The organism is Enterobacter sp. P82, from assembly GCF_037053385.1.
Classification (GTDB): Bacteria; Pseudomonadota; Gammaproteobacteria; order Enterobacterales; family Enterobacteriaceae; genus Enterobacter.
The window spans coordinates 2,133,495-2,155,597 of the sequence record NZ_JBALHX010000001.1; the positions used below are offsets into that span (position 1 = coordinate 2,133,495).

21 protein-coding genes and 1 riboswitch are annotated in these 22,103 nt (G+C 55.6%); of the genes, 11 read left to right on the forward strand and 10 right to left on the reverse strand.

All coding sequences use genetic code 11. From position 1 onward, the window contains the following. The first annotated feature begins 11 nt into the window (after window positions 1-11). Together WB237_RS10160 and WB237_RS10165 are read left to right on the forward strand one after the other, a co-directional pair. Window positions 12-998: a fimbrial protein gene (locus tag WB237_RS10160; protein WP_336212759.1), complete on the forward strand. Its 987-nt coding sequence runs from the start codon at window positions 12-14 to the stop codon at window positions 996-998. Beyond that, window positions 995-1,498, forward strand: coding sequence for a fimbrial protein (locus tag WB237_RS10165; RefSeq protein WP_028019375.1), 504 nt, complete (start codon window positions 995-997; stop codon window positions 1,496-1,498). Before WB237_RS10160 ends, WB237_RS10165 begins: the two co-directional genes overlap by 4 nt. Here the strand turns inward: WB237_RS10165 and dinG are convergent. Further along, the gene (gene dinG / locus WB237_RS10170) at window positions 1,485-3,662 is read right to left on the reverse strand and encodes an ATP-dependent DNA helicase DinG (protein WP_336212762.1); all 2,178 of its coding nucleotides are present in this window, start codon (window positions 3,660-3,662) and stop codon (window positions 1,485-1,487) included. The two genes, WB237_RS10165 and dinG, sit on opposite strands and share 14 nt — an antisense overlap. 97 nt (window positions 3,663-3,759) lie before the next feature. Next, entirely contained in the window at window positions 3,760-5,139 is a 1,380-nt protein-coding gene (rhlE, locus tag WB237_RS10175) for an ATP-dependent RNA helicase RhlE (RefSeq protein WP_049008675.1), read from the reverse strand. A gap of 236 nt (window positions 5,140-5,375) precedes the next feature. On the opposite strand from rhlE, the gene cecR reads away from it, so the two are divergent. The 5 genes from cecR to WB237_RS10200 are packed head-to-tail and all read left to right on the forward strand — an operon-like array spanning window position 5,376 to window position 11,016. Next, window positions 5,376-6,053 carry a transcriptional regulator CecR gene (gene cecR / locus WB237_RS10180; protein WP_336212765.1) on the forward strand — a complete coding sequence of 226 codons (678 nt, stop codon included), beginning with the start codon at window positions 5,376-5,378 and terminating at the stop codon, window positions 6,051-6,053. Beyond that, complete coding sequence (hlyD, locus tag WB237_RS10185) at window positions 6,050-7,045, forward strand: secretion protein HlyD (protein ID WP_108090551.1); 996 nt, start codon at window positions 6,050-6,052, stop codon at window positions 7,043-7,045. The genes cecR and hlyD overlap by 4 nt, the downstream gene beginning before the upstream one ends. Then, window positions 7,038-8,777: an ATP-binding cassette domain-containing protein gene (locus WB237_RS10190; RefSeq protein ID WP_336212768.1), complete on the forward strand. Its 1,740-nt coding sequence runs from the start codon at window positions 7,038-7,040 to the stop codon at window positions 8,775-8,777. The genes hlyD and WB237_RS10190 overlap by 8 nt, the downstream gene beginning before the upstream one ends. Further along, on the forward strand, window positions 8,767-9,900 hold the full coding sequence (locus WB237_RS10195) for an ABC transporter permease (RefSeq protein ID WP_129323532.1): 1,134 nt from the start codon (window positions 8,767-8,769) through the stop codon (window positions 9,898-9,900). Before WB237_RS10190 ends, WB237_RS10195 begins: the two co-directional genes overlap by 11 nt. Window positions 9,901-9,909: 9 nt before the next feature. Then, window positions 9,910-11,016, forward strand: coding sequence for an ABC transporter permease (locus tag WB237_RS10200; protein WP_028019382.1), 1,107 nt, complete (start codon window positions 9,910-9,912; stop codon window positions 11,014-11,016). Here WB237_RS10200 and WB237_RS10205 read toward each other — a convergent pair. Beyond that, window positions 10,978-11,388 (reverse strand): YbhQ family protein, encoded by a 411-nt coding sequence (locus tag WB237_RS10205; protein WP_014883088.1) that lies wholly within the window; start codon window positions 11,386-11,388, stop codon window positions 10,978-10,980. The genes WB237_RS10200 and WB237_RS10205 overlap by 39 nt on opposite strands. A 133-nt stretch (window positions 11,389-11,521) precedes the next feature. Here WB237_RS10205 and WB237_RS10210 point away from each other — a divergent pair, with 133 nt between their 5' ends. The 3 genes from WB237_RS10210 to WB237_RS10220 are packed head-to-tail and all read left to right on the forward strand — an operon-like array spanning window position 11,522 to window position 14,480. Then, window positions 11,522-12,283: an endonuclease/exonuclease/phosphatase family protein gene (locus tag WB237_RS10210; RefSeq protein WP_336212772.1), complete on the forward strand. Its 762-nt coding sequence runs from the start codon at window positions 11,522-11,524 to the stop codon at window positions 12,281-12,283. Then, window positions 12,280-13,518 (forward strand): cardiolipin synthase ClsB, encoded by a 1,239-nt coding sequence (gene clsB, locus WB237_RS10215; protein ID WP_336212774.1) that lies wholly within the window; start codon window positions 12,280-12,282, stop codon window positions 13,516-13,518. The genes WB237_RS10210 and clsB overlap by 4 nt, the downstream gene beginning before the upstream one ends. Continuing rightward, window positions 13,518-14,480, forward strand: coding sequence for a YbhN family protein (locus WB237_RS10220; RefSeq protein WP_336212776.1), 963 nt, complete (start codon window positions 13,518-13,520; stop codon window positions 14,478-14,480). The genes clsB and WB237_RS10220 overlap by 1 nt, the downstream gene beginning before the upstream one ends. Window positions 14,481-14,557: 77 nt before the next feature. Here WB237_RS10220 and WB237_RS10225 read toward each other — a convergent pair whose 3' ends face one another. The 6 genes from WB237_RS10225 to moaA form a co-directional block, all read right to left on the reverse strand. Then, a complete protein-coding gene (locus WB237_RS10225) occupies window positions 14,558-15,265 on the reverse strand; it encodes a Bax inhibitor-1/YccA family protein (protein WP_336212778.1) in 708 nt (235 codons plus the stop codon). Window positions 15,266-15,329: 64 nt separating this feature from the next. Further along, window positions 15,330-15,782 (reverse strand): molybdopterin synthase catalytic subunit MoaE, encoded by a 453-nt coding sequence (gene moaE / locus WB237_RS10230; protein WP_028019387.1) that lies wholly within the window; start codon window positions 15,780-15,782, stop codon window positions 15,330-15,332. Between the two features lies 1 nt (window position 15,783). Then, a complete protein-coding gene (gene moaD, locus WB237_RS10235; protein WP_023310854.1) occupies window positions 15,784-16,029 on the reverse strand; it encodes a molybdopterin synthase sulfur carrier subunit in 246 nt (81 codons plus the stop codon). Continuing rightward, window positions 16,022-16,507 (reverse strand): cyclic pyranopterin monophosphate synthase MoaC, encoded by a 486-nt coding sequence (gene moaC / locus WB237_RS10240; RefSeq protein ID WP_336212782.1) that lies wholly within the window; start codon window positions 16,505-16,507, stop codon window positions 16,022-16,024. The genes moaD and moaC overlap by 8 nt, the downstream gene beginning before the upstream one ends. Window positions 16,508-16,510: 3 nt before the next feature. Beyond that, window positions 16,511-17,023, reverse strand: a complete 513-nt coding sequence (moaB, locus tag WB237_RS10245; protein ID WP_336212784.1) for a molybdenum cofactor biosynthesis protein B — start codon at window positions 17,021-17,023, stop codon at window positions 16,511-16,513. Window positions 17,024-17,047: 24 nt separating this feature from the next. After that, window positions 17,048-18,037, reverse strand: a complete 990-nt coding sequence (gene moaA, locus WB237_RS10250; RefSeq protein WP_336212786.1) for a GTP 3',8-cyclase MoaA — start codon at window positions 18,035-18,037, stop codon at window positions 17,048-17,050. After that, window positions 18,025-18,159, reverse strand: a riboswitch (molybdenum cofactor riboswitch). It overlaps the preceding gene by 13 nt. 225 nt (window positions 18,160-18,384) lie before the next feature. Between moaA and yvcK the strand changes: the two genes are divergently transcribed. Beyond that, window positions 18,385-19,293, forward strand: coding sequence for a uridine diphosphate-N-acetylglucosamine-binding protein YvcK (gene yvcK, locus WB237_RS10255; protein ID WP_114978424.1), 909 nt, complete (start codon window positions 18,385-18,387; stop codon window positions 19,291-19,293). Window positions 19,294-19,365: 72 nt separating this feature from the next. Here the strand turns inward: yvcK and uvrB are convergent, their stop codons facing one another. After that, entirely contained in the window at window positions 19,366-21,381 is a 2,016-nt protein-coding gene (gene uvrB, locus WB237_RS10260; RefSeq protein WP_049006456.1) for an excinuclease ABC subunit UvrB, read from the reverse strand. Between the last annotated feature and the right edge of the window lie 722 nt (window positions 21,382-22,103).

Sequence of the window (22,103 nt, forward strand, 5' to 3'; positions counted from 1 at the left end):
GGCTTATGACAATGCAGATAGTAAAACAGTGTTTTTTCTTTGTGATTCTGGCGACAGCAGCGCTGTTCATGCCACATGCGAAGGCGACCTGTAACTCAACAGATTTGCCCAAGCAGATCAACGTCGCCTCAATTTCAGTCTCCACCTCGCTTGCTGTCGGTGCGACCATTCCCGGAACCGAGCAAACGGTGCACATTTCAGGGAACTGTACCAGCCCGGATGACAACGGTTTGCCCATTGTTTCCTGCTACTACGGAACCGGGAATGAAATTTCTGGGCTCACTGGCGTCTACGAGTCCGGTGTCCAGGGGATTGGCGTTGCGCTGATGAACGACAAAGGTCAGCGTATCACCGGCGCAGGCGGAGTGTACTGCAATTCCACCAGCACGCCGCTGGGCTATGTCTCCGATGACGATCAGCGAACGTTCAGCTTTGACGTCACCCTTGAACTGGTGAAAACGAGCAATACCGTCACGTCCGGTACGCTTGCGCAGGATCAAACCAAATTCGGGATTGGGGTCTACCAGCATGAAGGGATCGGTAGCCCTAACACGATCTCTTACGCCGGTAATGTGATCCTGAACGAAGTCACCTGCTCCGTTTCCCCCAAAAGTCTCACCGTGACGCTGGGTGATTTTCCGGTCAGCGACTTCACCGGGACAGGAACCCTGACGACGCCTCATACATTCGACATTAACATCAACTGCAATGACACCGTGCAGCCTGAAGCAATGATCACGAGTGCAAATGGCTATGATACGAACTTCCCGGGCGTCATCAACCTGACTCAGGAAACCGGTGTCGCAACGGGTATAGGGGTTCAAATGCTATTTGACGGAGAGATCCCTGACTTTGGTACATACAGGAATACTGCCGGAATTGCGCAAGCCAATGAAACGCTGGCGATTCCTTTTCAGGTTCGTTACGAGCAAACCGCAACCGACGTTACACCAGGCAGCGCCAACAGTATTGCCACTATCACGCTGGGGTATAAATGACAAAATATCTTCCGATTTTGCTGTTTGGCCTGGCATCTCATGCCTTTGCAGACGAAATTCAGGTGCTCATGCAGGGCAATATTTTTGCCAATACCTGTTCCGTTGACAGCGCCAGCCAGAATTTAACTGTCGATCTCGGTCAGGCGACGTCAGGTGATTTTAAAGACATCGGCGACACGGGGGTATGGAAAAACGTAGATCTGACGCTCTCGAAATGCCCGGCCACCACAACCCTTGCCACCGCCACGTTTCACGGACAGGCGGATGGCGCGCATCCGACAAAATTTGCGAATAACGGCACGGCTGGCGGCCTGGCTCTCGAACTTGCCGATCGTCAGGATCACATTCTTATCGCTCCTCAGGCCAGCTTTAGCGTACTGATCAATCAAAGCGATCATACGGCAGACTTCCCCTTAGCTGCGCGTTACTACGCCACCTCAATGCCCGTCACCGCCGGCACGTTCAACAGCGTCGTGCAGGTGACCTTCACTTACCAGTAGGACCGCGCCCCTTAGCACGGAGGCTTTTCTTGCGCCCGACAGGCAATTTGGCCGGGCGTTTTTTTACCTCAGGCACTTCCGGTTGTTCGATGGGGAAAACGGGCAAAGCATTCAACAGCCGCTGACCGTAATTTTTGGTGAGCAAGCGTTTGTCGTAAATCACCACCTCACCCCAACAACCGTGGCTACGGATCAGACGCCCCACCTGCTGGATCAGGTTAAACGATGCCGCGGGTAAGCTCTGCACCTCAAACGGATAGCGGTTAAGGCTTTTCAGCCATTCCCCTTCGGTGATCACCACCGGGCTGTCGATCGGCGGGAAGGCGATTTTATGGATATGCACCTGCGTCAGGTAGTCCCCTTTCAAATCCAGACCTTCAGCAAACGACTGCAAACCTACCAGCACGCTGCGCTCACCGTTATCGATGCGTTTACGGTGCGTCTCCACCAGCCGATAGCGCGGCTGATCGCCCTGCACCAGCAGCAATAAACGCAGATCGGTAACGTGCTCCAGGAAACGCTGCATCGCTCGCCCACTGGCAAATAACACCAGCATCCCGGGGTACTTTTTGCTCTCGACTTGCTCGCGAAAATAGGCCGCCATTTCGGCAATATGCTGTTCTTCATTGTCAATCAACGGCTCAAATTTCATGCGTGGAATGACCAGCTTGCCCTGCTCGCAGTGGTTAAACGGTGAATCCAGGGCGACAAAACGGTCGCCCGCTTTCTCTTTCAGGCCGCTCATCTCCTGTAAGCGAGAAAAACTGTTGAGCGAGCGCAATGTCGCGGAAGTCACCACCACGTGCGGCACGCTGCGCCAGATCAGCTTTTCCAGTTGATCGGCCACGCGGATACCTACGCAGTGGAAAAAGAGGTGCACTTGTCCGTCCCGCACTTCGCGGGTGGCCCATTTGGTGACGGGGGCACCCGAAGCCTGCGCCATCGACGCCAGCCGCCAGAGCTTGCTCTGCGATTCGAACATGCCCAGCGCACGGTTCATTTGAAGGAGAATACGGTGCAGACGGACGACGTCGTGGGTACCGGTTTTCTCACTGAGATCGTTCAGGAACATCTCCGCCAGGCCACGCAGCTTTTCCAGATGCTTCGCCAGTTGCTGGCAAATCTCCATCACCTCTTCAGGCAGCTCTCCCATCGCAAAGCGGTGTTCAGCTTCCTGAGTTGCCGGAAGGTAGAGATTGAGAATGTTATTGAGCGATGCAATCAGGCTGTAAACCTCTTCACAGTGTTCGCTCAACCGCTCAGGTACCGCCAATGGCGGCGTGGTTTTCGGGCGGAACTGCTCCATGCAGGTCGCCACCAGCTTGCAAAAGAGATCCAGCTGCAGGCGGAACCACGGTGCGGTAATTTCGGCACTCATTTCCAGCGCGTCCTGCGCCACATCCGGCAGATGGTGACCTTCATCAAGCACCAGCAGCAGGTTTTTGGGCTCCGGCAGCACCGCTTCGCTCTCGAGCGCCGCCATCACCAGCGCATGGTTGGCGACCACCACTTCCGCTTCCTGAATCTCACGTCGGGCGACAAAGAACGGGCACTCCCGATAGTAGTGGCAGTTGCGGTTCAGACAACTCGCTTTATCGGTGCTGAGCCTGCGCCATAAGTCATCGCTAATTGCCTGGCTGGTGTGATCGCGCAGACCATCCCATTTGTAGCCATCGAGATCGGCTTTTAGCTTTGCGCACTGCTCCTGCTCGGCCTTGTTGTTCGGCGTCAGTTCGTCATCGAGAAACGCCAGCAAATCTTGCTGATTAGGCTCGCTGCTGGCAAGTGCCGCCAGGTTACGCGGGCAGACGTAGCGCCCGCGTCCGAAAGCGGCCGTAAAACGCAGATCGGGGATGATTTTGCGCAGCAGCGGTAAATCTTTGCTGAAGATCTGATCCTGCAGCGCCACGTTGGCGGTGCTGACTACCAGCGTTTTGTCCTCTTCCCGCGCAATCGCGATGCCGGGAATGAGATACGAAAGGGTTTTCCCGACGCCGGTTGGGGCTTCAATCGCCAGATGTCGCCCGTCGTCCCCGGCGAGCGTTTTTGCCACGTCAGCAATCATCTGCCGCTGCGGCGCTCGGGGGATAAAGTCGGGGATCTGCTGCTGTAGCGCCTTATACCATGCGCCAATTTGCGCCTTGAGCGCCGCGGTTAAAGCCATTGGAAAACCTGAAACACTGTATAAACAGCCACTATTGTGGCACTTTCTCTTTGTTGTCGCAAAAAGAAAAGCCCGGCTTTACAACCGGGCTTCCAGATTACTGCGGGTTAGCAGGTTTACGCGGACGGCGTCGGCGCTGCCCTTCCCCTGCGGGTTTCCCTTCGCCACTGCGCCACGGGTTTTCACCGGCAGGTTTGGCTTCGTTGCTACGACGCGGCGGTTTACCCGCTGATTTTGGCGCACCACCGTCGGCACGACGCGGTTGCTGACCGCGACCACCGCCACCCTGACCACGACCACCCTGACGACCGTTCTGAATCGGCTCAGCTTTAATCGACGGGTCAACTTCATAGCCCGGCGTTTCGATACGCGGGATCTCTTTCTTCAGCAGGCGTTCAATATCACGCAGCAGCTTGTGCTCATCCACGCAAACCAGAGAAAGCGCTTCACCCGTTGCCGCCGCACGACCGGTACGGCCGATACGGTGGACATAATCTTCCGGCACGTTTGGCAGCTCGTAGTTCACCACGTGCGGCAGCTCTTCAATGTCGAGACCACGGGCGGCAATGTCGGTCGCCACCAGCACGCGGATGTCGCCAGATTTGAAGTCCGCCAGCGCGCGGGTACGTGCGCCCTGGCTCTTGTTACCGTGAATGGCGGCACTGCGGATGCCATCTTTATTCAGCTGTTCTGCCAGATGGTTCGCACCGTGCTTGGTGCGGGTGAAGACCAGTACCTGCTGCCAGTTGCCCTGGCCGATCATCTGGGAGAGCAGCTCCCGCTTACGCTTTTTGTCAACGAAGTGAACGTGCTGGGTCACCTGCTCAGAGGCGGTGTTGCGACGCGCCACTTCCACTTCCAGCGGGTTATGCAGCAGCTTTTCCGCCAGCGCCTTGATCTCGTCGGAGAAGGTTGCGGAGAAGAGCAGATTCTGACGACGCGGTGGCAGTTTAGCCAGCACGCGGCGAATGTCGTGAATAAAGCCCATGTCGAGCATGCGGTCGGCTTCGTCCAGCACCAGAATTTCGACGTTATCCAGTTTCACCGCGTTCTGGTGTTCCAGATCCAGCAGACGACCCGGCGTTGCCACCAGCACGTCCACACCGCCGCGCAGCTTCATCATCTGCGGGTTAATGCTTACACCACCGAAAACCACCAGCGAGCGAATGTTGAGATAGCGGCTGTAGTCACGCACGTTCTCGCCAATCTGGGCTGCGAGCTCACGGGTTGGGGTGAGGATCAGCGCACGAACCGGACGACGGCCTTTAGCATGCGGCTGGTTCTTAACCAGCAGCTCTAACAGCGGCAGGGTAAAACCGGCGGTTTTACCGGTCCCGGTCTGGGCGCTGGCCATCAGATCACGGCCCTGCAAGACGGCGGGGATAGCCTGCTGCTGGATTGGGGTTGGCTCGACGTAGCCCTGCTCTGCAATCGCACGCAGAATTTCCGGGTTCAGGCCAAGGGAATCAAAAGACATAAAAACTCCGAACCGCCCCGACCATCACAGGTGTAGTTTTCAGGGAGATATAACAATGGTAAGGACAAAAACCACAATGTCGTGAAGCAGCGGAGTGTAGCAGCTTTTGTGACGTGGCGCATAAAATATCCCTCAGCCATTCATCAACGAAATATTTCCCGCCGGGGAGACAACTGGACAAAATGGTGAACCGGGCATAATGTTAATCAATCGATTGATTAATTTTTAATGCTGCTATGAATACAACCCCGACAACAACCAAAGGTGAACAGGCCAAAAGCCAGCTTATCGCCGCCGCTCTGGCACAGTTTGGCGAGTATGGTTTGCATGCCACGACGCGCGATATTGCCGCACTGGCCGGGCAGAACATTGCAGCCATACCCTACTATTTTGGCTCAAAAGAGGATTTATACCTCGCCTGTGCCCAGTGGATCGCCGATTTCATCGGCACGCAATTTCGCCCGCACGTTGAAGAAGCCAGCGGGCTGTTAAGCCAGCCTTCGCCCGATCGCGCCGCCATTCGGCAGCTAATTCTCAACGCCTGCCACAATATGATCCGCCTGCTGACGCACGACGATACGCTCAACCTGAGTAAATTTATCTCCCGCGAGCAGCTCTCCCCTACTGCCGCGTACCAGCTCGTGCACGATCAGGTGATTGCCCCGATGCATACTCACCTGACCCGGCTGATCGCCGCCTATACCGGGCGGGATGCCAACGATACCGAGACAATTTTGCATACCCATGCCCTGCTGGGTGAAATCCTCGCCTTCCGTCTGGGGCGGGAGACTATCCTGTTACGCACCGGCTGGTCACAATTTGATGAGGATAAAGCCGCGCAGATTATTCAGGTCATCACCTGTCATCTCGATCTGATCCTGCAAGGTTTAACGCAAAGGAGCCTGACGTCATGAAAAAACCTGTCGCCATCATTCTGGTGGTTGTTGTTTTGCTTGCTGCAGGAGTCGGTGGCTGGCTGTGGTATCAGAGCCATCAGGATAAAGGCCTGACGCTGTACGGTAACGTTGATATTCGCACGGTGAATATGAGCTTCCGCGTGGGGGGACGTCTGGCATCGCTTAACGTTGATGAAGGCGACACAATTACGCGCGGTCAGACGCTGGGTATGCTGGATAAATCCCCTTACGAGAACGCGCTGATGCAGGCAAAGGCAGGCGTATCTGTCGCCCAGGCACAATATGACCTGATGCTGGCGGGTTATCGCGATGAAGAGATTGCGCAGGCCGCCGCAGCGGTCAAACAGGCGCAGGCGGCTTACGACTACGCACAAAACTTCTATGCCCGTCAGCAGGGGCTGTGGAAAAGCCGCACCATTTCTGCCAATGACCTCGAAAATGCCCGTTCCTCCCGCGATCAGGCGCAGGCCACGCTCAAATCCGCCCAGGACAAACTGAGCCAGTACCACACCGGTAATCGCCCGCAGGACATTGCCCAGGCGAAAGCCAGCCTTGAACAGGCTCAGGCGCAACTCGCTCAGGCCGAACTGGATCTTCACGATACCACTCTGGTTGCACCGTCTGACGGTACGCTGATGACCCGCGCCGTGGAGCCAGGCAGCATGTTAAGCGCGGGCAGCACCGTTTTAACGCTCTCGCTGACCCGTCCGGTCTGGGTGCGTGCATACATCGACGAGCCGAATCTCGGCCAGATGCAGCCGGGACGCGAGCTGTTGCTCTATACCGATGGTCGACCGGACAAGCCGTATCACGGCAAAGTGGGCTTCGTTTCCCCAACCGCCGAATTCACACCGAAAACAGTTGAAACGCCAGACCTTCGTACCGACCTGGTCTATCGCCTGCGTATCATCGTGACGGATGCGGACGATGCGCTGCGTCAGGGCATGCCTGTCACCGTAAAAGTAAACAACGGGGAACGACATGAATGACGCGGTTATTGAGCTCAGCAATCTGGTCAAACGCTTCCCGGGAATGGACAAACCGGCCGTCGCACCGCTGAATTGCACCATTCAGAAGGGCTATGTCACCGGACTGGTCGGTCCGGACGGTGCCGGCAAAACCACGCTAATGCGGATGCTGGCGGGGTTGCTTAAGCCGGATGACGGAACCGCCAGCGTGCTCGGACTCGACCCGATCAAGGATGACAGCGCGCTCCATGCCATGCTCGGCTATATGCCGCAGAAGTTTGGTCTGTATGAAGATCTGACGGTAATGGAAAACCTGAATCTGTATGCCGACCTGCGCAGCGTGACCGGCGACATTCGCCAGAAGACCTTCGCTCGTTTGCTGGAGTTTACCTCACTCGGTCCGTTTACTGACCGGCTGGCGGGTAAGCTCTCCGGCGGCATGAAACAGAAGCTAGGACTGGCCTGTACGTTGGTCGGTGAACCGAAAGTTCTGCTCCTGGATGAGCCAGGTGTCGGCGTTGACCCCATCTCTCGCCGTGAATTGTGGCAGATGGTGCACGAACTGGCAGGCGACGGGATGCTGATCCTCTGGAGCACCTCCTACCTTGACGAAGCTGAGCAGTGCCGGGATGTGCTGCTGATGAACGAAGGTGAACTGCTTTATCAGGGCGAGCCGACGACACTGACACAAAGTATGGCCGGGCGCAGTTTTCTGTTGCACAGCCCGCAGGAATCCAACCGCAAGCTGTTACAGCGAGTGCTGAAATTGCCGCAGGTCAGTGACGGGATGATTCAGGGCCGTTCGGTACGCGTGATCCTCAAGAAAGAAGCAACCGTCGACGACATTCGCCGTGCGCCAGGTATGCCTGAGATCGAGATGGAAGAGACCGCACCGCGCTTCGAAGATGCGTTTATCGATCTGCTGGGTGGCGCGGGAACGTCAGAATCTCCCCTCGGGGCGATCCTGCACACGGTTGAAGGTACGCCGGGCGAAACGGTGATTCAAGCCAAATCCCTCACTAAAAAGTTTGGTGATTTCGCCGCCACCGATAACGTGAATTTCGCGGTGAAACGCGGTGAGATTTTTGGCCTGCTCGGGCCGAATGGCGCCGGGAAATCCACCACCTTTAAGATGATGTGCGGTCTGCTGGTCCCCACCGCCGGTAAAGCGCTGGTACTGAATATGGACCTGAAGGTCAGTTCCGGCAAAGCGCGTCAGCATCTGGGCTATATGGCACAGAAGTTCTCCCTCTATGGCAACCTGACGGTCGAACAGAATCTGCGCTTTTTCTCCGGCGTGTATGGCCTGCGCGGGCGGGCGCAGAACGAGAAAATCCGCCGTATGAGCGACGCATTCGGGTTAACCAGCATTGCCTCTCACGCAACGGATGAACTACCGCTCGGCTTCAAACAGCGGCTGGCGCTGGCCTGCTCCCTGATGCATGAGCCCGATATTCTGTTTCTCGATGAGCCTACGTCCGGTGTTGACCCCCTCACCCGCCGCGAGTTCTGGCTACATATCAACAGCATGGTCGAAAAAGGGGTTACCGTGATGGTGACGACCCACTTTATGGATGAGGCTGAGTACTGCGACCGTATCGGGTTGGTCTATCGCGGCAAGCTGATTGCCCACGGTACGCCAGATGACCTGAAAGCACAGGCCGCCGACGATGAAGTCCCGGACCCGACGATGGAGCAGGCGTTTATCACCCTCATCCACGACTGGGATAAGGAGAATGCCCATGCACAATAACGCCATTTCCTGGCGCAGGGTGCGCGCGCTGTGCATCAAAGAGACACGCCAGATCGTGCGTGACCCCAGCAGTTGGCTGATTGCGGTGGTGATCCCCCTGCTATTGCTGTTTATCTTTGGCTACGGTATTAACCTCGACTCCAGCAAGCTCAGAGTCGGTATTTTGCTGGAACAGCAGAGCGAAGAGGCGCTGGATTTCACCCACGCGATGACCGGCTCACCCTACATTGACGCCACCATCAGCGACAACCGCCAGGCGTTAATCCAGAAGATGCAGGCCGGGAAAATTCGCGGGCTGGTGGTGATCCCGGTCGATTTCGCCGCCAATATGGCGCGTGCGAATACTGATGCGCCGATACAGGTGATCACCGACGGCAGCGAGCCGAATACCGCGAACTTTGTGCAGGGCTACGTGGAGGGTATCTGGCAGCTCTGGCAGATGCAGCGCGCTGAAGACCGGGGGGAAACGTTCGACCCTCTGATTGACGTGCAGACCCGCTACTGGTTTAACCCCGCCGCCATCAGTCAGCACTTTATTATTCCTGGCGCGGTGACCATTATCATGACGGTTATTGGCGCGATCCTGACCTCGCTGGTGATCGCCCGTGAGTGGGAGCGCGGCACCATGGAGGCGCTGCTTTCTACCGAAGTGACGCGTGTCGAGTTGCTGCTATGTAAACTTATCCCCTACTACTTCCTCGGCATGCTGGCGATGCTGCTCTGTATGCTTGTGTCGGTATTTATTCTCGGTGTGCCGTACCGCGGCTCGCTGGTCGTGCTGTTCTTTATCACCAGCCTGTTTCTGCTCAGCACGCTCGGCATGGGGCTGCTTATCTCCACCGTCACCCGCAACCAGTTTAACGCCGCCCAGGTGGCGCTCAACGCCGCTTTTTTACCGTCGATTATGCTGTCCGGGTTTATTTTCCAGATCGACAGCATGCCCGCCGTGATCCGCGCCGTGACCTACATTATTCCGGCTCGCTACTTCGTGAGCACGCTGCAAAGCCTGTTCCTCGCGGGAAATATTCCGGTGGTGCTGATTATCAACACGCTGTTTCTGATGGCGTCGGCAACGATGTTTATTGGCCTGACGTGGATAAAAACCAAAAGGCGGCTGGATTAAGGAGCGAACATGTTTCACCGTTTATGGACATTGATCCGCAAAGAGCTGCAATCGCTGCTGCGCGAGCCGCAAACCCGTGCCATTCTGGTGTTGCCGGTACTTATTCAGGTTTTATTGTTTCCGTTTGCCGCCACGCTTGAGGTGACGAACGCCACCATTGCCATCTACAACGAAGACAACGGTAAACACGCCGTTGAGCTGACGCAGCGTTTTGCCCGTGCAAAAGCCTTTACCCATATTCTGCTGCTGAAAAGCCCGCAGGAAATCCAGCCCACTATCGACACACAAAAAGCGCTGCTGCTGGTGAGATTCCCGGCAGATTTTTCCCGTAACCTGGACACTTTCCAGACCGCCCCCATGCAGTTGATTCTCGACGGACGTAACTCCAACAGCGCCCAGATCGCGGCCAACTACCTGCAACAGGTGGTCAAGAATTACCAGCAGGAGCTGATGGAGGGAAAACCCAAACCCAATAACAGCGAGCTGGTGGTGCGTAACTGGTATAACCCGAATCTGGATTACAAATGGTTTGTGGTACCGTCGCTGATCGCCATGATCACCACGATTGGGGTGATGATCGTCACCTCTCTGTCCGTCGCCCGCGAGCGAGAACAAGGGACGCTGGATCAGCTGCTGGTTTCTCCGCTCGCCACCTGGCAAATTTTCGTCGGTAAAGCGGTTCCGGCCCTGATTGTTGCCACCTTTCAGGCCACCATTGTACTGGGCGTGGGTATTTGGGCGTACCAGATCCCCTTCGCCGGATCGCTGGCGCTGTTTTACTTCACGATGGTGATTTATGGTCTGTCACTGGTGGGATTTGGACTGCTGATTTCAGCACTCTGCTCCACGCAGCAGCAGGCGTTTATCGGGGTATTCGTCTTTATGATGCCTGCGATTTTGCTTTCGGGGTATGTTTCCCCTGTCGAGAACATGCCAGTGTGGTTGCAGGATTTAACGTGGATAAACCCGATTCGGCACTTTACTGACATCACCAAGCAAATTTATCTGAAGGATGCGAGTCTGGATATTGTGTGGGGAAGTTTGTGGCCGCTACTGGTCATAGCGGCCACGACGGGCTCAGTGGCGTACGCGATGTTTAGACGCAACATTGCGTAGCTTTTTCTCTTTGGTCAGTAACGAGACCACCGCAGGCCCTGCGAGGATTGCCAGACCGGCCAGGGCCAGCAGCAGGTTGTTTTGCAACACACGGGACAACAACCAAAGCACAATCATCGCGGCACCAAAGTACCAGGTGGTGGTGAGCTCTTCGAGCACATCACCCACCTCACGCCAGCGTGCTTCATGATGGCGTTGTAAGAACAACATCGACAGTACGGTGACGCCGTAGAGGACGCACAGTCCCAGGCCAACACGCACCAGCGTGCCGCTCATCCAGCCCATCACCAGCACGGCCACGACCAGTAAATGCAACATTATCTGCCAGCAACTCAGGCCAGTTGCGACACGAACACGTTGTTGCCACTTCATGGCTTCTCTCCTGAAGGATTTTTCTCTGCTTATTCAGACTACCGCACTTTACGGAAAATTCCGTAACACCGCATCTTTTTGTGACGCCTACTACACTTTATTTTCATCGGGATAGACACTCAGGAAGGAGCTTATGACGCCAAAAATGCAGCATTTCTCGCTTAACGTGCTGACAATAAACATTCATAAAGGCTTCACAGCATTTAACCGCCGCTTCATTTTGCCGGAGCTGCGCGACGCGGTACGCACCGTCAATGCGGACATTGTTTGCCTGCAGGAGGTAATGGGCGCACACGAAGTGCATCCGCTCCACGTTGAGAACTGGCCCGACACGCCCCACTACGAATTTCTGGCCGACACCATGTGGAGTGATTACGCTTACGGGCGCAACGCGGTCTATCCGGAAGGCCATCACGGCAATGCGGTGCTGTCACGTTTCCCGATTGAATATTACGAGAACCGCGACGTTTCCGTCGGGGAAAGCGAAAAACGCGGCCTGCTTTACTGCCGCATCACTCCACCCGACCTTGAGCTTCCCCTCCATGTCGGCTGTGTTCATCTCGGTCTGCGCGAAGCCCATCGCCAGGCGCAGCTGAACATGCTGGCCGAGTGGGCCAATGCACTTCCCGAAGGTGAACCGGTGGTCGTGGCCGGCGATTTCAACGACTGGCGACAGCGGGCGAACCATCCGTTGAAAGTGAATGCCGGACTGGAGGAAATTTTCACCCGCGCGACCGGCAGACCCGCGCGCACCTTTCCGGTACGTTTCCCCTTGCTGCGTCTTGACCGGATCTACGTGAAAAATGCCCACGCCAGCAGTCCGACCGCCCTGGCGTTACTCAACTGGCGACATCTCTCCGACCATGCCCCGCTGAGTGCGGAGATCCACTTATGAAATGTTCCTGGCAAGATGGCAACCGGATCACGCTGCTGGTTAATGGCGACGAGTATTACCCGGCCGTGTTCAAAGCGATTGACCATGCAAAGCAGAAAGTGATCCTTGAAACCTTTATCTGGTTCGAAGATGACGTCGGTAAACAATTGCACAGCGTGCTGCTGCGCGCCGCCCGGCGTGGTGTCAATATTGAAGTCCTCCTTGATGGCTATGGTTCACCGGATCTCAGCGACGCCTTCGTCAATGAACTCACTTCAGCGGGTGTGATCTTCCGCTACTACGATCCCGGCACTCGCCTGTTCGGCATGCGTACCAACCTTTTCCGTCGGATGCACCGCAAAATTGTGGTGGTGGATGAGACGGTGGCGTTTGTTGGCGGCATTAACTACTCCGCTGAACATATGTCCGATTACGGCCCGGAAGCGAAACAGGATTATGCGATCCGCATCGAAGGGCCTGTGGTTCAGGATATCCTGCTGTTCGAACTGGAAAACTTGCCCGGTAAAGAGGTTGCACGTCGCTGGTGGAAACGCCGCCATCGTCCGGAAGAGAACCGGAATCCCGGCGAAGCGCAGGCACTTTTCGTCTGGCGGGATAACGCCGAGCACAGAAACGACATTGAGCGTCATTATCTGAAGATGCTCGCCAATGCGAAGCGCGAGGTCATCATCGCCAACGCCTACTTTTTCCCGGGCTATCGTCTACTGCATGCCATGCGCAATGCGGCTCGACGTGGTGTACGTGTGAAGCTGATTGTGCAGGGCGAGCCGGATATGCCGATAGTCAAAGTCGGCGCACGGCTGCTGTATCACTATCTGGTGAAAGGCGGTGTGCAGATTTACGAATACCGCCGTCGCCCGCTACACGGCAAAGTTGCGCTGATGGACGATCACTGGGCAACCGTCGGCTCCAGTAACCTTGACCCGCTAAGTTTATCGCTCAATCTTGAAGCAAACCTGATCATTTACGATCGCCAGTTTAACCAGGCGTTGCGGGATAACCTGCAGGCGTTGATCGTCAACGACTGCGTGCGCGTGGATGAATCCATGGTGCCCAAACGCACCTGGTGGAACCTGGGCATCAGCGTGCTGGTGTTCCACTTCCTGCGCCATTTCCCGGCGATGGTCGGCTGGCTGCCAGCACATACACCAAAACTGGCGCTCGTGGAGCCGCCTGTGCAACCTGAAATGGAAACCCAGGATCGCGTTGAAGCGCAAGACGGAGGGAAAACCTGATGTCAAAATCGCATCCGCGCTGGCGGCTGGCAAAAAAAATCCTCACCTGGATCTTCTTTATTGCAGTCGCCGTGTTGCTGGTGATTTACGCGCAGAAAGTTGACTGGGAAGAGGTGTGGAAAGTTATCCGCAACTACAATCGGCTGGTGCTGCTGGGTGCTGTTGGGTTGGTTATTATCAGCTATCTGATGTACGGCTGCTATGACCTGCTGGGGCGCGCCTATTGCGGCCACAAACTGGCTAAACGCCAGGTTATGCTGGTGTCGTTCATCTGCTATGCGTTTAACCTGACATTAAGCACCTGGGTCGGCGGGATTGGCATGCGCTATCGCCTCTACTCGCGGCTTGGATTACCGGGCGGAACCATCACGCGCATTTTCTCGCTCAGCATTACCACCAACTGGCTGGGGTATATTCTTCTCGGCGGGGTGATTTTTACCCTCGGCGTGGTGCAGTTGCCCGCGCACTGGTATATCGATGAGACCACGCTGCGTATTCTCGGCATCGTGTTGCTGCTGATTATCGCTTTTTATCTGTGGGCCTGCGCCTTTGCTAAACGCCGTCATATGGCCATTAAAGGGCAAAAGCTGGTATTACCTTCATGGCGCTTCGCGGTGTTGCAGATGGCGGTATCCAGCGCCAACTGGATGACTATGGGGGCAATTATCTGGCTGTTGACTGGCGAAGATGTGAACTACTTCTTCGTGCTGGGCGTACTGCTGGTGAGCAGTATTGCCGGGGTGATTGTCCATATTCCGGCAGGGATCGGCGTGCTGGAGGCGGTGTTTATCGCGCTGCTGGCCGGGGAGCATGTCTCTCAGGGGACAATTATCGCTGCGCTGCTGGCCTACCGCATGCTGTATTACTTCCTGCCGCTGGCGCTGGCAACGGTCTGTTATCTGATGCTGGAGAGTCGGGCGAAAAAGCTGAGAGCGAAGAACGAGAAGGCGTTGGCAAAATAAAAGCAAAACGGCAACCAGGTTGCCGTTTTTAGTTTCGTAGGCCGGGCAAGGCGCAGCCACCACCCAACAAAACAACTTTAACGACGGTTGCCGAAGATCCGCAGCAGCATCAGGAACAGGTTGATAAAGTCCAGATACAGCGTCAGGGCCCCCAGGATCGAGTATTTGCGCAGGTTAGAACTGTCGCGCACGTCGATCTGCTCACCGATGTTTTTCAGCTTCTGGGTGTCATAAGCCGTCAACCCAACAAAGATCACCACCCCGATATAGGTCACCGCCCACATCAGTGCTTCACTCTTCAGCCACAGGTTCACCAGCGACGCCAGCACAATCCCAATCAGCCCCATAAACAGCATACTGCCAAAGCCGCTCAGATCGCGTTTGGTGGTGTAACCGTAGAGGCTCATCGCACCAAACATCCCGCCGGTCACCACAAAGGTACTGGCGATGGAAGAGTAAGTGTAAACAATGAAAATGCTGGAAAGCGTCAGCCCGGTCAGCGCCGAGTAGAGCATAAACAGCGTGGTCGCCATGCCGGCACTGAGCTTTTGCACCAGGCCTGAAAGGACGAACACCAGAGCAAGCTGGGCAATAATCAGCCCAAAGAATGTGATTTTACTGGAGAAGATAAACATCATCAGCTCCGGTGTATTGGCCGCATACCACGCGATAAACGCGGTCAGCAACAGGCCAACCGTCATCCAGCCATACACCTGAGCCATATACGTCTGCAGGCCGCTACGGGTCTGCTGTACTATTGAATCGGAACGCGGAAATCGGTCCATGATTCACTCCTGATTAAGTTTAAGTAGACACACACGTTAAGATTAACACATCCACGTAAACCGACTACCAACGGCTGGCGGCGTGTTTGTCGCTATCACGAGATTCAACCCAGCGGTCACCTTCCGGGGTGGCTTCACGCTTCCAGAACGGCGCTTTGGTTTTGAGGTAATCCATAATGAACTCCCCTGCCGCAAACGCGCTGCCACGGTGTGCACTGGTCACCCCGACGAAGACAATCTCCTCGCCAGGCCACATCTCGCCGATACGGTGAATCACCGTTACGCGTCCGAGTGGCCAGCGCCCGCGTGCTTCTTCCACAATCGCCGCCAGCGATTTTTCCGTCATGCCCGGATAGTGCTCCAGGGTCAGTGCTTTCACGCTGTCACCCAGGTTGTGGTTACGCACTTTGCCGGTGAAGGTCACCACCGCACCGTCTTCATCACGCTCCGCCAGCCAGCTATATTCTGTACCGACGCTGAAGCGCTCAGGACCTACCAGAATTCGGGTTTCTGCCATTTTAGCCCCCGGTCACCGGTGGGAAGAACGCCACTTCATCCCCTGCGTTCAGCGGATGGGTGAATTCAACCAGCGTCTGATTCACGGCGGCCAGCAGCTTGCCTTCGTCCAGCGCCAGCGCCCAGCGGTCGCTTTGTGCGGCAAGATGCGCGCGCAGGGCGGCAACGTTTTCGAAGGACGCATCCAGCGTCAGGCTGTCGGTATTCACCAGCTCACGCACCTGCGCAAAAAAGAGCACCTTAATCATGACCGTCCACCTTAAAATCGCCGGATTTGCCGCCGCTTTTCGCCAGCAGGCGAACCGGGCCAATCACCATATCTTTTTGCACCGCTTTGCACATGTCGTAGATCGTCAGCGCGGCAACGGAGGCCGCTGTCAGGGCTTCCATCTCCACGCCTGTTTTGCCGGTTAAGCGGCAGAGTGATTCAATGCGCACGCGGCTGTGCTCTGGCTCCGCCTGCAGATTCACCTCCACCTTGCTCAACATCAGCGGATGGCACAGCGGGATTAAATCCCATGTACGTTTGGCGGCCTGAATTCCTGCAATACGGGCAGTAGCAAAGACGTCGCCCTTATGATGGCTACCGTCGATAATCATCGCCAGGGTCTCCGGCAGCATGGTGACGAACGCTTCCGCGCGCGCCTCGCGCACCGTTTCGGCTTTAGCGGAGACGTCGACCATATGCGCTTCGCCAGCGGCGTTAATGTGGGTCAGTTGCGACATAGCTTATTTCTTTAAATGAGGATGGAAATTACACGGACGGGTTCGGGCATCCAGCTGCGGGGCGATAATGTTTTCCCACGCGGTGCGGCAGGCTTTCGTCGAGCCGGGCATGGCGAAAATCAGGGTGTTGTTCGCGACACCCGCTACCGCGCGCGACTGCAGCGTGGAGGTACCAATCTCTTCAAACGAGAGCATACGGAACACTTCACCGAAGCCTTCCACTTCGCGATCGAACAGGGGGACCAGCGCCTCGGGGGCTTGATCGCCCGCCGTGAAACCCGTACCGCCGGTAACCAACACCACCTGCACGTCATCGCTGGCGATCCACTGAGAAACCTGCGCGCGAATGGCGTAGCGGTTCTCTTTCACAATCGCTTTATCAACGATCTTATGGCCCGCTTCGTGGGCTGCATCACGCAACCAGTGGCCGGAGGTATCATCCTCTTCACCACGGCGGTCAGAAACGGTAAGAATGGCAATACGTGTCGGGATAAATTCCGCGCTAATCTGACTCATCTTCTGATTCCCTCTTAAGCCTGATTACCCGCCAATATAGGACAGGTTTTGAGTAATACCGGTGTTGCCCTGGTGCAGGAAGTGGGTCTGTTTTTTATGCGTCAGGGCTTCAGAGATGCGTGCTTCAAGCGCATCCTGCTGCGCATCGTCTTCCAGCAGATCGCGAAGGTCCACGCCACCATCGCCGAACAGGCAGAGATGGAGTTTGCCCACGGAGGAGACACGAAGGCGGTTGCAGCTGGCGCAGAAGTCTTTCTCATAGGGCATGATAAGCCCTATTTCCCCTTCGTAATCCGGGTGACAGAAGACCTGCGCCGGGCCGTCGCTGCGCTGGCGGATCTGATGGAGCCAGCCGCGTTTCAGCAGCTCGTCGCGCAGCACCATGCCGGAGATGTGATGGCGACGGAACAGCTCGCTGCCCTCGCCGGTTTCCATCAGCTCGATAAAGCGCAGTTGAATGGGACGGGATTTGATCCACGCCAGGAAGGTGTCCAGCTGATGATGGTTTACATCGCGCATCAGCACCGTGTTGACTTTGACTTTTTCAAAGCCGGCCGTGAACGCGGCGTCGATACCGTCCATGACCTGCTGGAATTTATCCTGCCCGGTAATGGCGTGAAACTGACGGGCGTCCAGGCTATCGACGCTGACGTTGATGGCGGTTAATCCCGCGTCACGCCAGTTCGCCACATCGCGGGCCATGCGGTAGCCGTTGGTGGTGGCTGCAATCTGGCGGATACGTTCGTTTTCACGCACGGCGGCAATGATGTCGGGGAAGTCGCGACGCAGCGAGGGCTCACCCCCGGTCAGACGCACTTTTTCCGTGCCGAGTTCAGAGAATGCACGCGTCACGCGCCGCACTTCATCCACGGAGAGAAAGCCGTTATTGGTGACGCTGCCCGGTTTGTAGCCATCGGGTAGACAGTAGGTGCAACGGAAGTTGCACACATCGGTAATCGACAGACGTAAGTAATAAAACTTACGCGCGAAAGCATCAGTAAGTTGTGAAGCCATGTACACCTTTCCAGATACGGGAGGCACAGTCATTTCTTTCTGTACCCTGGTGGCAAATTCGCCACGGCCAGAGCGCCATATCTTTCGACACAGGCACAAGGGCTAGAGTGTATGTTTTCAATTTTGAAAACGTGGTTATGGCGATAGTAGCGCGGAAATTCTGACTGCGCCATTATCGCTTTTCGCTATATAATCATTTATATAACGAATCAATCCTGCATTTTCACTACAGAATACCTAAAAATCGCACTTTCGCATTGATATACGTCATTTTGCATCGGCTGAGGCATCGTCTTTTAGGGGTAGTTAGGTTACTGTTACGCGATCAAACGTGATAAGGAATACGTATGCGCAATCGCACTTTTGCGGATCTTGACCGGGTAGTCGCTCTTGGCGGAGGCCACGGCCTGGGTCGGGTGATGTCCTCTTTGTCGTCACTCGGCTCAAGGTTGACAGGGATAGTAACCACCACCGATAACGGTGGCTCAACCGGACGCATCCGTCGTGCCGAAGGCGGCATTGCCTGGGGAGACATGCGCAACTGTCTGAACCAGTTAATTACTGAACCGAGCGTTGCTTCGGCGATGTTTGAGTACCGTTTTGGCGGTAATGGCGAACTTTCCGGGCATAACCTCGGAAACTTGATGTTAAAGGCGCTTGATCACCTGAGCGTACGGCCTCTGGAAGCCATCAATTTAATCCGTAATCTGCTTAAAGTGGATGCATTCCTGATCCCTATGTCTGAACAACCGGTTGACTTGATGGCAATCGATGCCGAAGGACATGAAGTTTACGGCGAGGTGAATATTGACCAACTCATTCTGCCGCCAACAGAGTTAATGACCTACCCGAGCGTACCCGCCACGCGAGAAGCGGTGGAGGCAATCGGGGAAGCGGATCTTATCCTGATCGGTCCGGGCAGTTTTTATACCAGCCTGATGCCGATTCTGCTGGTGAAAGAGCTGGCACAGGCGCTGCGCCGCACCCCTGCCCCGATGGTTTACATCGGTAACCTGGGCCGTGAGCTGAGCCCGGCAGCGGCAAGCTTGTCGCTGCCGGACAAACTGAATTTAATGGAGCATTACGTCGGGAAGAAGATCATTGACGGCGTGGTGGTCGGGCCAAAAGTTGATGTATCCGGTATCGGCGATCGTCTGGTGGTGCAGGAGCCGCTGGAGGCCACAGACATCAAATACCGCCATGACCGCCACCTGCTGCGTGAGGCGCTGGAGAAAGCGATTCAGGCGCTGGGATAGATTCGTTTTGTGCGGCCTGATGCCCTCACCCCGGCCCTCTCCCACGGGGAGAGGGAGAAAACAACGCTTTACTCACGATGCCGCGATGAAAAGATCCCGCAACTGATGCAACTGGTCGCGGATCTGCGCCGCCTCTTCGAACTCAAGATTCTGCGCGTGCTGCATCATCTGCCCTTCCAGTTCGTGGATTTTCTGCTGCAACGCTTTCGGCGTCAGCACGACGGTATCTTCTTCCACCACTGAACGCGCCTTGCCGCGACCTTTCGTTTTGGTCTTCGCAATGTTCTGACCCAGCGCCAGGATATCCACCACCTTCTTGTTCAGCCCCTGAGGGATGATGCCGTGCTCTTCGTTGTAGCGCTGCTGCTTCTCGCGGCGGCGCTCCGTTTCACCAATCGCTTTCGCCATCGACGGCGTAATTTTGTCGCCGTACAGAATCGCTTTACCGTTAACGTTTCGCGCGGCGCGACCAATCGTCTGGATCAGGGAGCGTTCAGAACGCAGGAAGCCTTCTTTGTCTGCATCCAGAATCGCCACCAGCGAGACTTCCGGCATATCCAGACCTTCTCGCAACAGGTTGATCCCCACCAGCACGTCAAACTCGCCCAGACGCAGATCGCGGATAATCTCCATACGCTCAACAGTATCAATATCCGAGTGCAGGTAACGCACCTTCTCACCGTGCTCTTCCAGATACTCGGTCAGGTCTTCTGCCATGCGCTTGGTGAGCGTGGTCACCAGCACACGCTCATTAATGGCGGAACGGGCGCGGATCTCAGAAAGCAGGTCATCCACCTGAGTCGCCACCGGTCGGACTTCAATGACCGGGTCCAGCAACCCTGTTGGACGCACCACCTGATCAACCACCTCGTCGCCTGATTTCTCCAGTTCGTAGTTACCGGGCGTTGCCGACACATAAATGGTTTGCGGCGCTAGCGCCTCAAACTCTTCAAACTTCATCGGACGGTTATCCAGCGCTGAAGGCAGGCGGAAACCGTACTCCACCAGCGTCTCTTTACGCGCGCGGTCACCGCGATACATCCCGCCGATCTGCGGGATCGTGACATGGGATTCGTCGATCACCAGCAAACCGTCTGCCGGGAGGTAATCAAACAGCGTCGGCGGCGGCTCGCCCGGCCCACGACCAGAGAGGAAGCGTGAGTAGTTTTCAATGCCGGAGCAGTAACCCAGCTCGTTCATCATCTCAAGGTCAAACTGGGTACGCTGGCTCAGGCGCTGCTCTTCCAGCAGCTTATTGTTCGCCAGCAACACCTTACGGCGCTCGGCCAGCTCCACTTTGATCTCCTCCATCGCCTGCACGATACGCTCGCGTGGCGTGACGTAGTGCGTTTTCGGGTAGATGGTGAAACGCTGGATCACCGATTCAATGTGGCCGGTAAGCGGGTCAAACAGTGACAGGCGTTCAACCTCTTCGTCAAACAGCTCAACGCGCAGCGCCATGTCGTCCGATTCTGCCGGGAAGATGTCGATCACCTCGCCGCGTACTCGGAAGGTGCCACGCTGGAACGCCTGGTCGTTGCGGGTGTACTGCAGCTCTGCGAGACGGCGTAAAATCGCACGCTGATCGATGATCATCCCCTGCGTCAGGTGCAGCATCATCTTGAGATACAAATCCGGATCGCCCAGACCGTAGATCGCAGAAACAGACGCCACCACCACCACATCACGACGCTCAAGCAGCGCTTTCGTTGCGGAAAGACGCATCTGCTCAATGTGTTCGTTTACCGAGGCATCTTTCTCAATGAAGGTGTCAGAGCTCGGCACATAGGCTTCAGGCTGGTAGTAATCGTAGTAGGAGACAAAATATTCCACTGCGTTGTCCGGGAAGAACTCTTTCATCTCGCCATAAAGCTGCGCGGCCAGGGTTTTGTTGGGGGCAAGTACCATTGTGGGACGCTGGAGGTCCGCGATAACGTTGGCAATGGTAAACGTTTTGCCCGAGCCGGTTACCCCCAGCAGCGTCTGGTGCGCCAGCCCATCTTCCAGCCCCTCCTCCAGACGACGGATCGCCTCAGGCTGATCGCCAGATGGACGGAAAGCAGAATTCAATTTGAACGGTTTACTCATGGGCGACGACCTGATGACGTTATAAGCGGCAGGTGAGTAATTTTACTCCTTGCTGCCAGGAATGCCAGTAAAAAACACTGGATGAAAAACCAGTGGCATGTCAGGATATTTAGAGTAGCGACTGAATGATCAGCGCAATAGCGGTCAAAGTTTGGACTCTGACAACATAAAACACCACCCGGATCAGGTTATCCCCAGAACTTTTTCTTTTTTAACATTTGTCAAGCCAGGTAATGATAGTTTTATGGCAACCGGTGACACTTTCATGACGGGAATTGCTTTTATCTAACCAATTAAATAATAAGCGATATTTCCTAAAGCCGTGTTTCGCGCCAATTTGGACGTAAGCCGCGTCTTCTCTCGCTTATCGCGTGTTTTCTAACTCTAATACACATGGTTATCCACAGGAATAGTGGATAACTGCTTCTAGCCCATGCAGACCGCCGCTCAGCAAATTCCCGGATTTTCCCATGGGACAGCAACAAAAAATTTTTATAGCTATTTTTTGGTGATTAACAGTTGCGTCATTCATAACCAACCGATGGGATCTTGCTCACATTTCCATCATTTCCTGCCCTGCACCACAACTCAACATCTCTGGCACCGTCGATGTGCAAAACCTCAATTTGTCATCCCGTAACGTTGAGGCTTACTCCTAAAAAAGCTCTTTTTTTAATCACTTTCAGGTTTCTGGCAGGAGTTTTGCACAATCAAAAACGAGC

Bases quoted from the DNA above. Each gene is read 5' to 3' on its own strand.
- WB237_RS10160 (WP_336212759.1), top strand. From the start codon at position 12: ATGCAGATAGTAAAACAGTGTTTTTTCTTTGTGATTCTGGCGACAGCA.
- WB237_RS10165 (WP_028019375.1), top strand. From the start codon at position 995: ATGACAAAATATCTTCCGATTTTGCTGTTTGGCCTGGCATCTCATGCC.
- dinG (WP_336212762.1), bottom strand. From the start codon at position 3,662: ATGGCTTTAACCGCGGCGCTCAAGGCGCAAATTGGCGCATGGTATAAG.
- rhlE (WP_049008675.1), bottom strand. From the start codon at position 5,139: ATGTCTTTTGATTCCCTTGGCCTGAACCCGGAAATTCTGCGTGCGATT.
- cecR (WP_336212765.1), top strand. From the start codon at position 5,376: ATGAATACAACCCCGACAACAACCAAAGGTGAACAGGCCAAAAGCCAG.
- hlyD (WP_108090551.1), top strand. From the start codon at position 6,050: ATGAAAAAACCTGTCGCCATCATTCTGGTGGTTGTTGTTTTGCTTGCT.
- WB237_RS10190 (WP_336212768.1), top strand. From the start codon at position 7,038: ATGAATGACGCGGTTATTGAGCTCAGCAATCTGGTCAAACGCTTCCCG.
- WB237_RS10195 (WP_129323532.1), top strand. From the start codon at position 8,767: ATGCACAATAACGCCATTTCCTGGCGCAGGGTGCGCGCGCTGTGCATC.
- WB237_RS10200 (WP_028019382.1), top strand. From the start codon at position 9,910: ATGTTTCACCGTTTATGGACATTGATCCGCAAAGAGCTGCAATCGCTG.
- WB237_RS10205 (WP_014883088.1), bottom strand. From the start codon at position 11,388: ATGAAGTGGCAACAACGTGTTCGTGTCGCAACTGGCCTGAGTTGCTGG.
- WB237_RS10210 (WP_336212772.1), top strand. From the start codon at position 11,522: ATGACGCCAAAAATGCAGCATTTCTCGCTTAACGTGCTGACAATAAAC.
- clsB (WP_336212774.1), top strand. From the start codon at position 12,280: ATGAAATGTTCCTGGCAAGATGGCAACCGGATCACGCTGCTGGTTAAT.
- WB237_RS10220 (WP_336212776.1), top strand. From the start codon at position 13,518: ATGTCAAAATCGCATCCGCGCTGGCGGCTGGCAAAAAAAATCCTCACC.
- WB237_RS10225 (WP_336212778.1), bottom strand. From the start codon at position 15,265: ATGGACCGATTTCCGCGTTCCGATTCAATAGTACAGCAGACCCGTAGC.
- moaE (WP_028019387.1), bottom strand. From the start codon at position 15,782: ATGGCAGAAACCCGAATTCTGGTAGGTCCTGAGCGCTTCAGCGTCGGT.
- moaD (WP_023310854.1), bottom strand. From the start codon at position 16,029: ATGATTAAGGTGCTCTTTTTTGCGCAGGTGCGTGAGCTGGTGAATACC.
- moaC (WP_336212782.1), bottom strand. From the start codon at position 16,507: ATGTCGCAACTGACCCACATTAACGCCGCTGGCGAAGCGCATATGGTC.
- moaB (WP_336212784.1), bottom strand. From the start codon at position 17,023: ATGAGTCAGATTAGCGCGGAATTTATCCCGACACGTATTGCCATTCTT.
- moaA (WP_336212786.1), bottom strand. From the start codon at position 18,037: ATGGCTTCACAACTTACTGATGCTTTCGCGCGTAAGTTTTATTACTTA.
- yvcK (WP_114978424.1), top strand. From the start codon at position 18,385: ATGCGCAATCGCACTTTTGCGGATCTTGACCGGGTAGTCGCTCTTGGC.
- uvrB (WP_049006456.1), bottom strand. From the start codon at position 21,381: ATGAGTAAACCGTTCAAATTGAATTCTGCTTTCCGTCCATCTGGCGAT.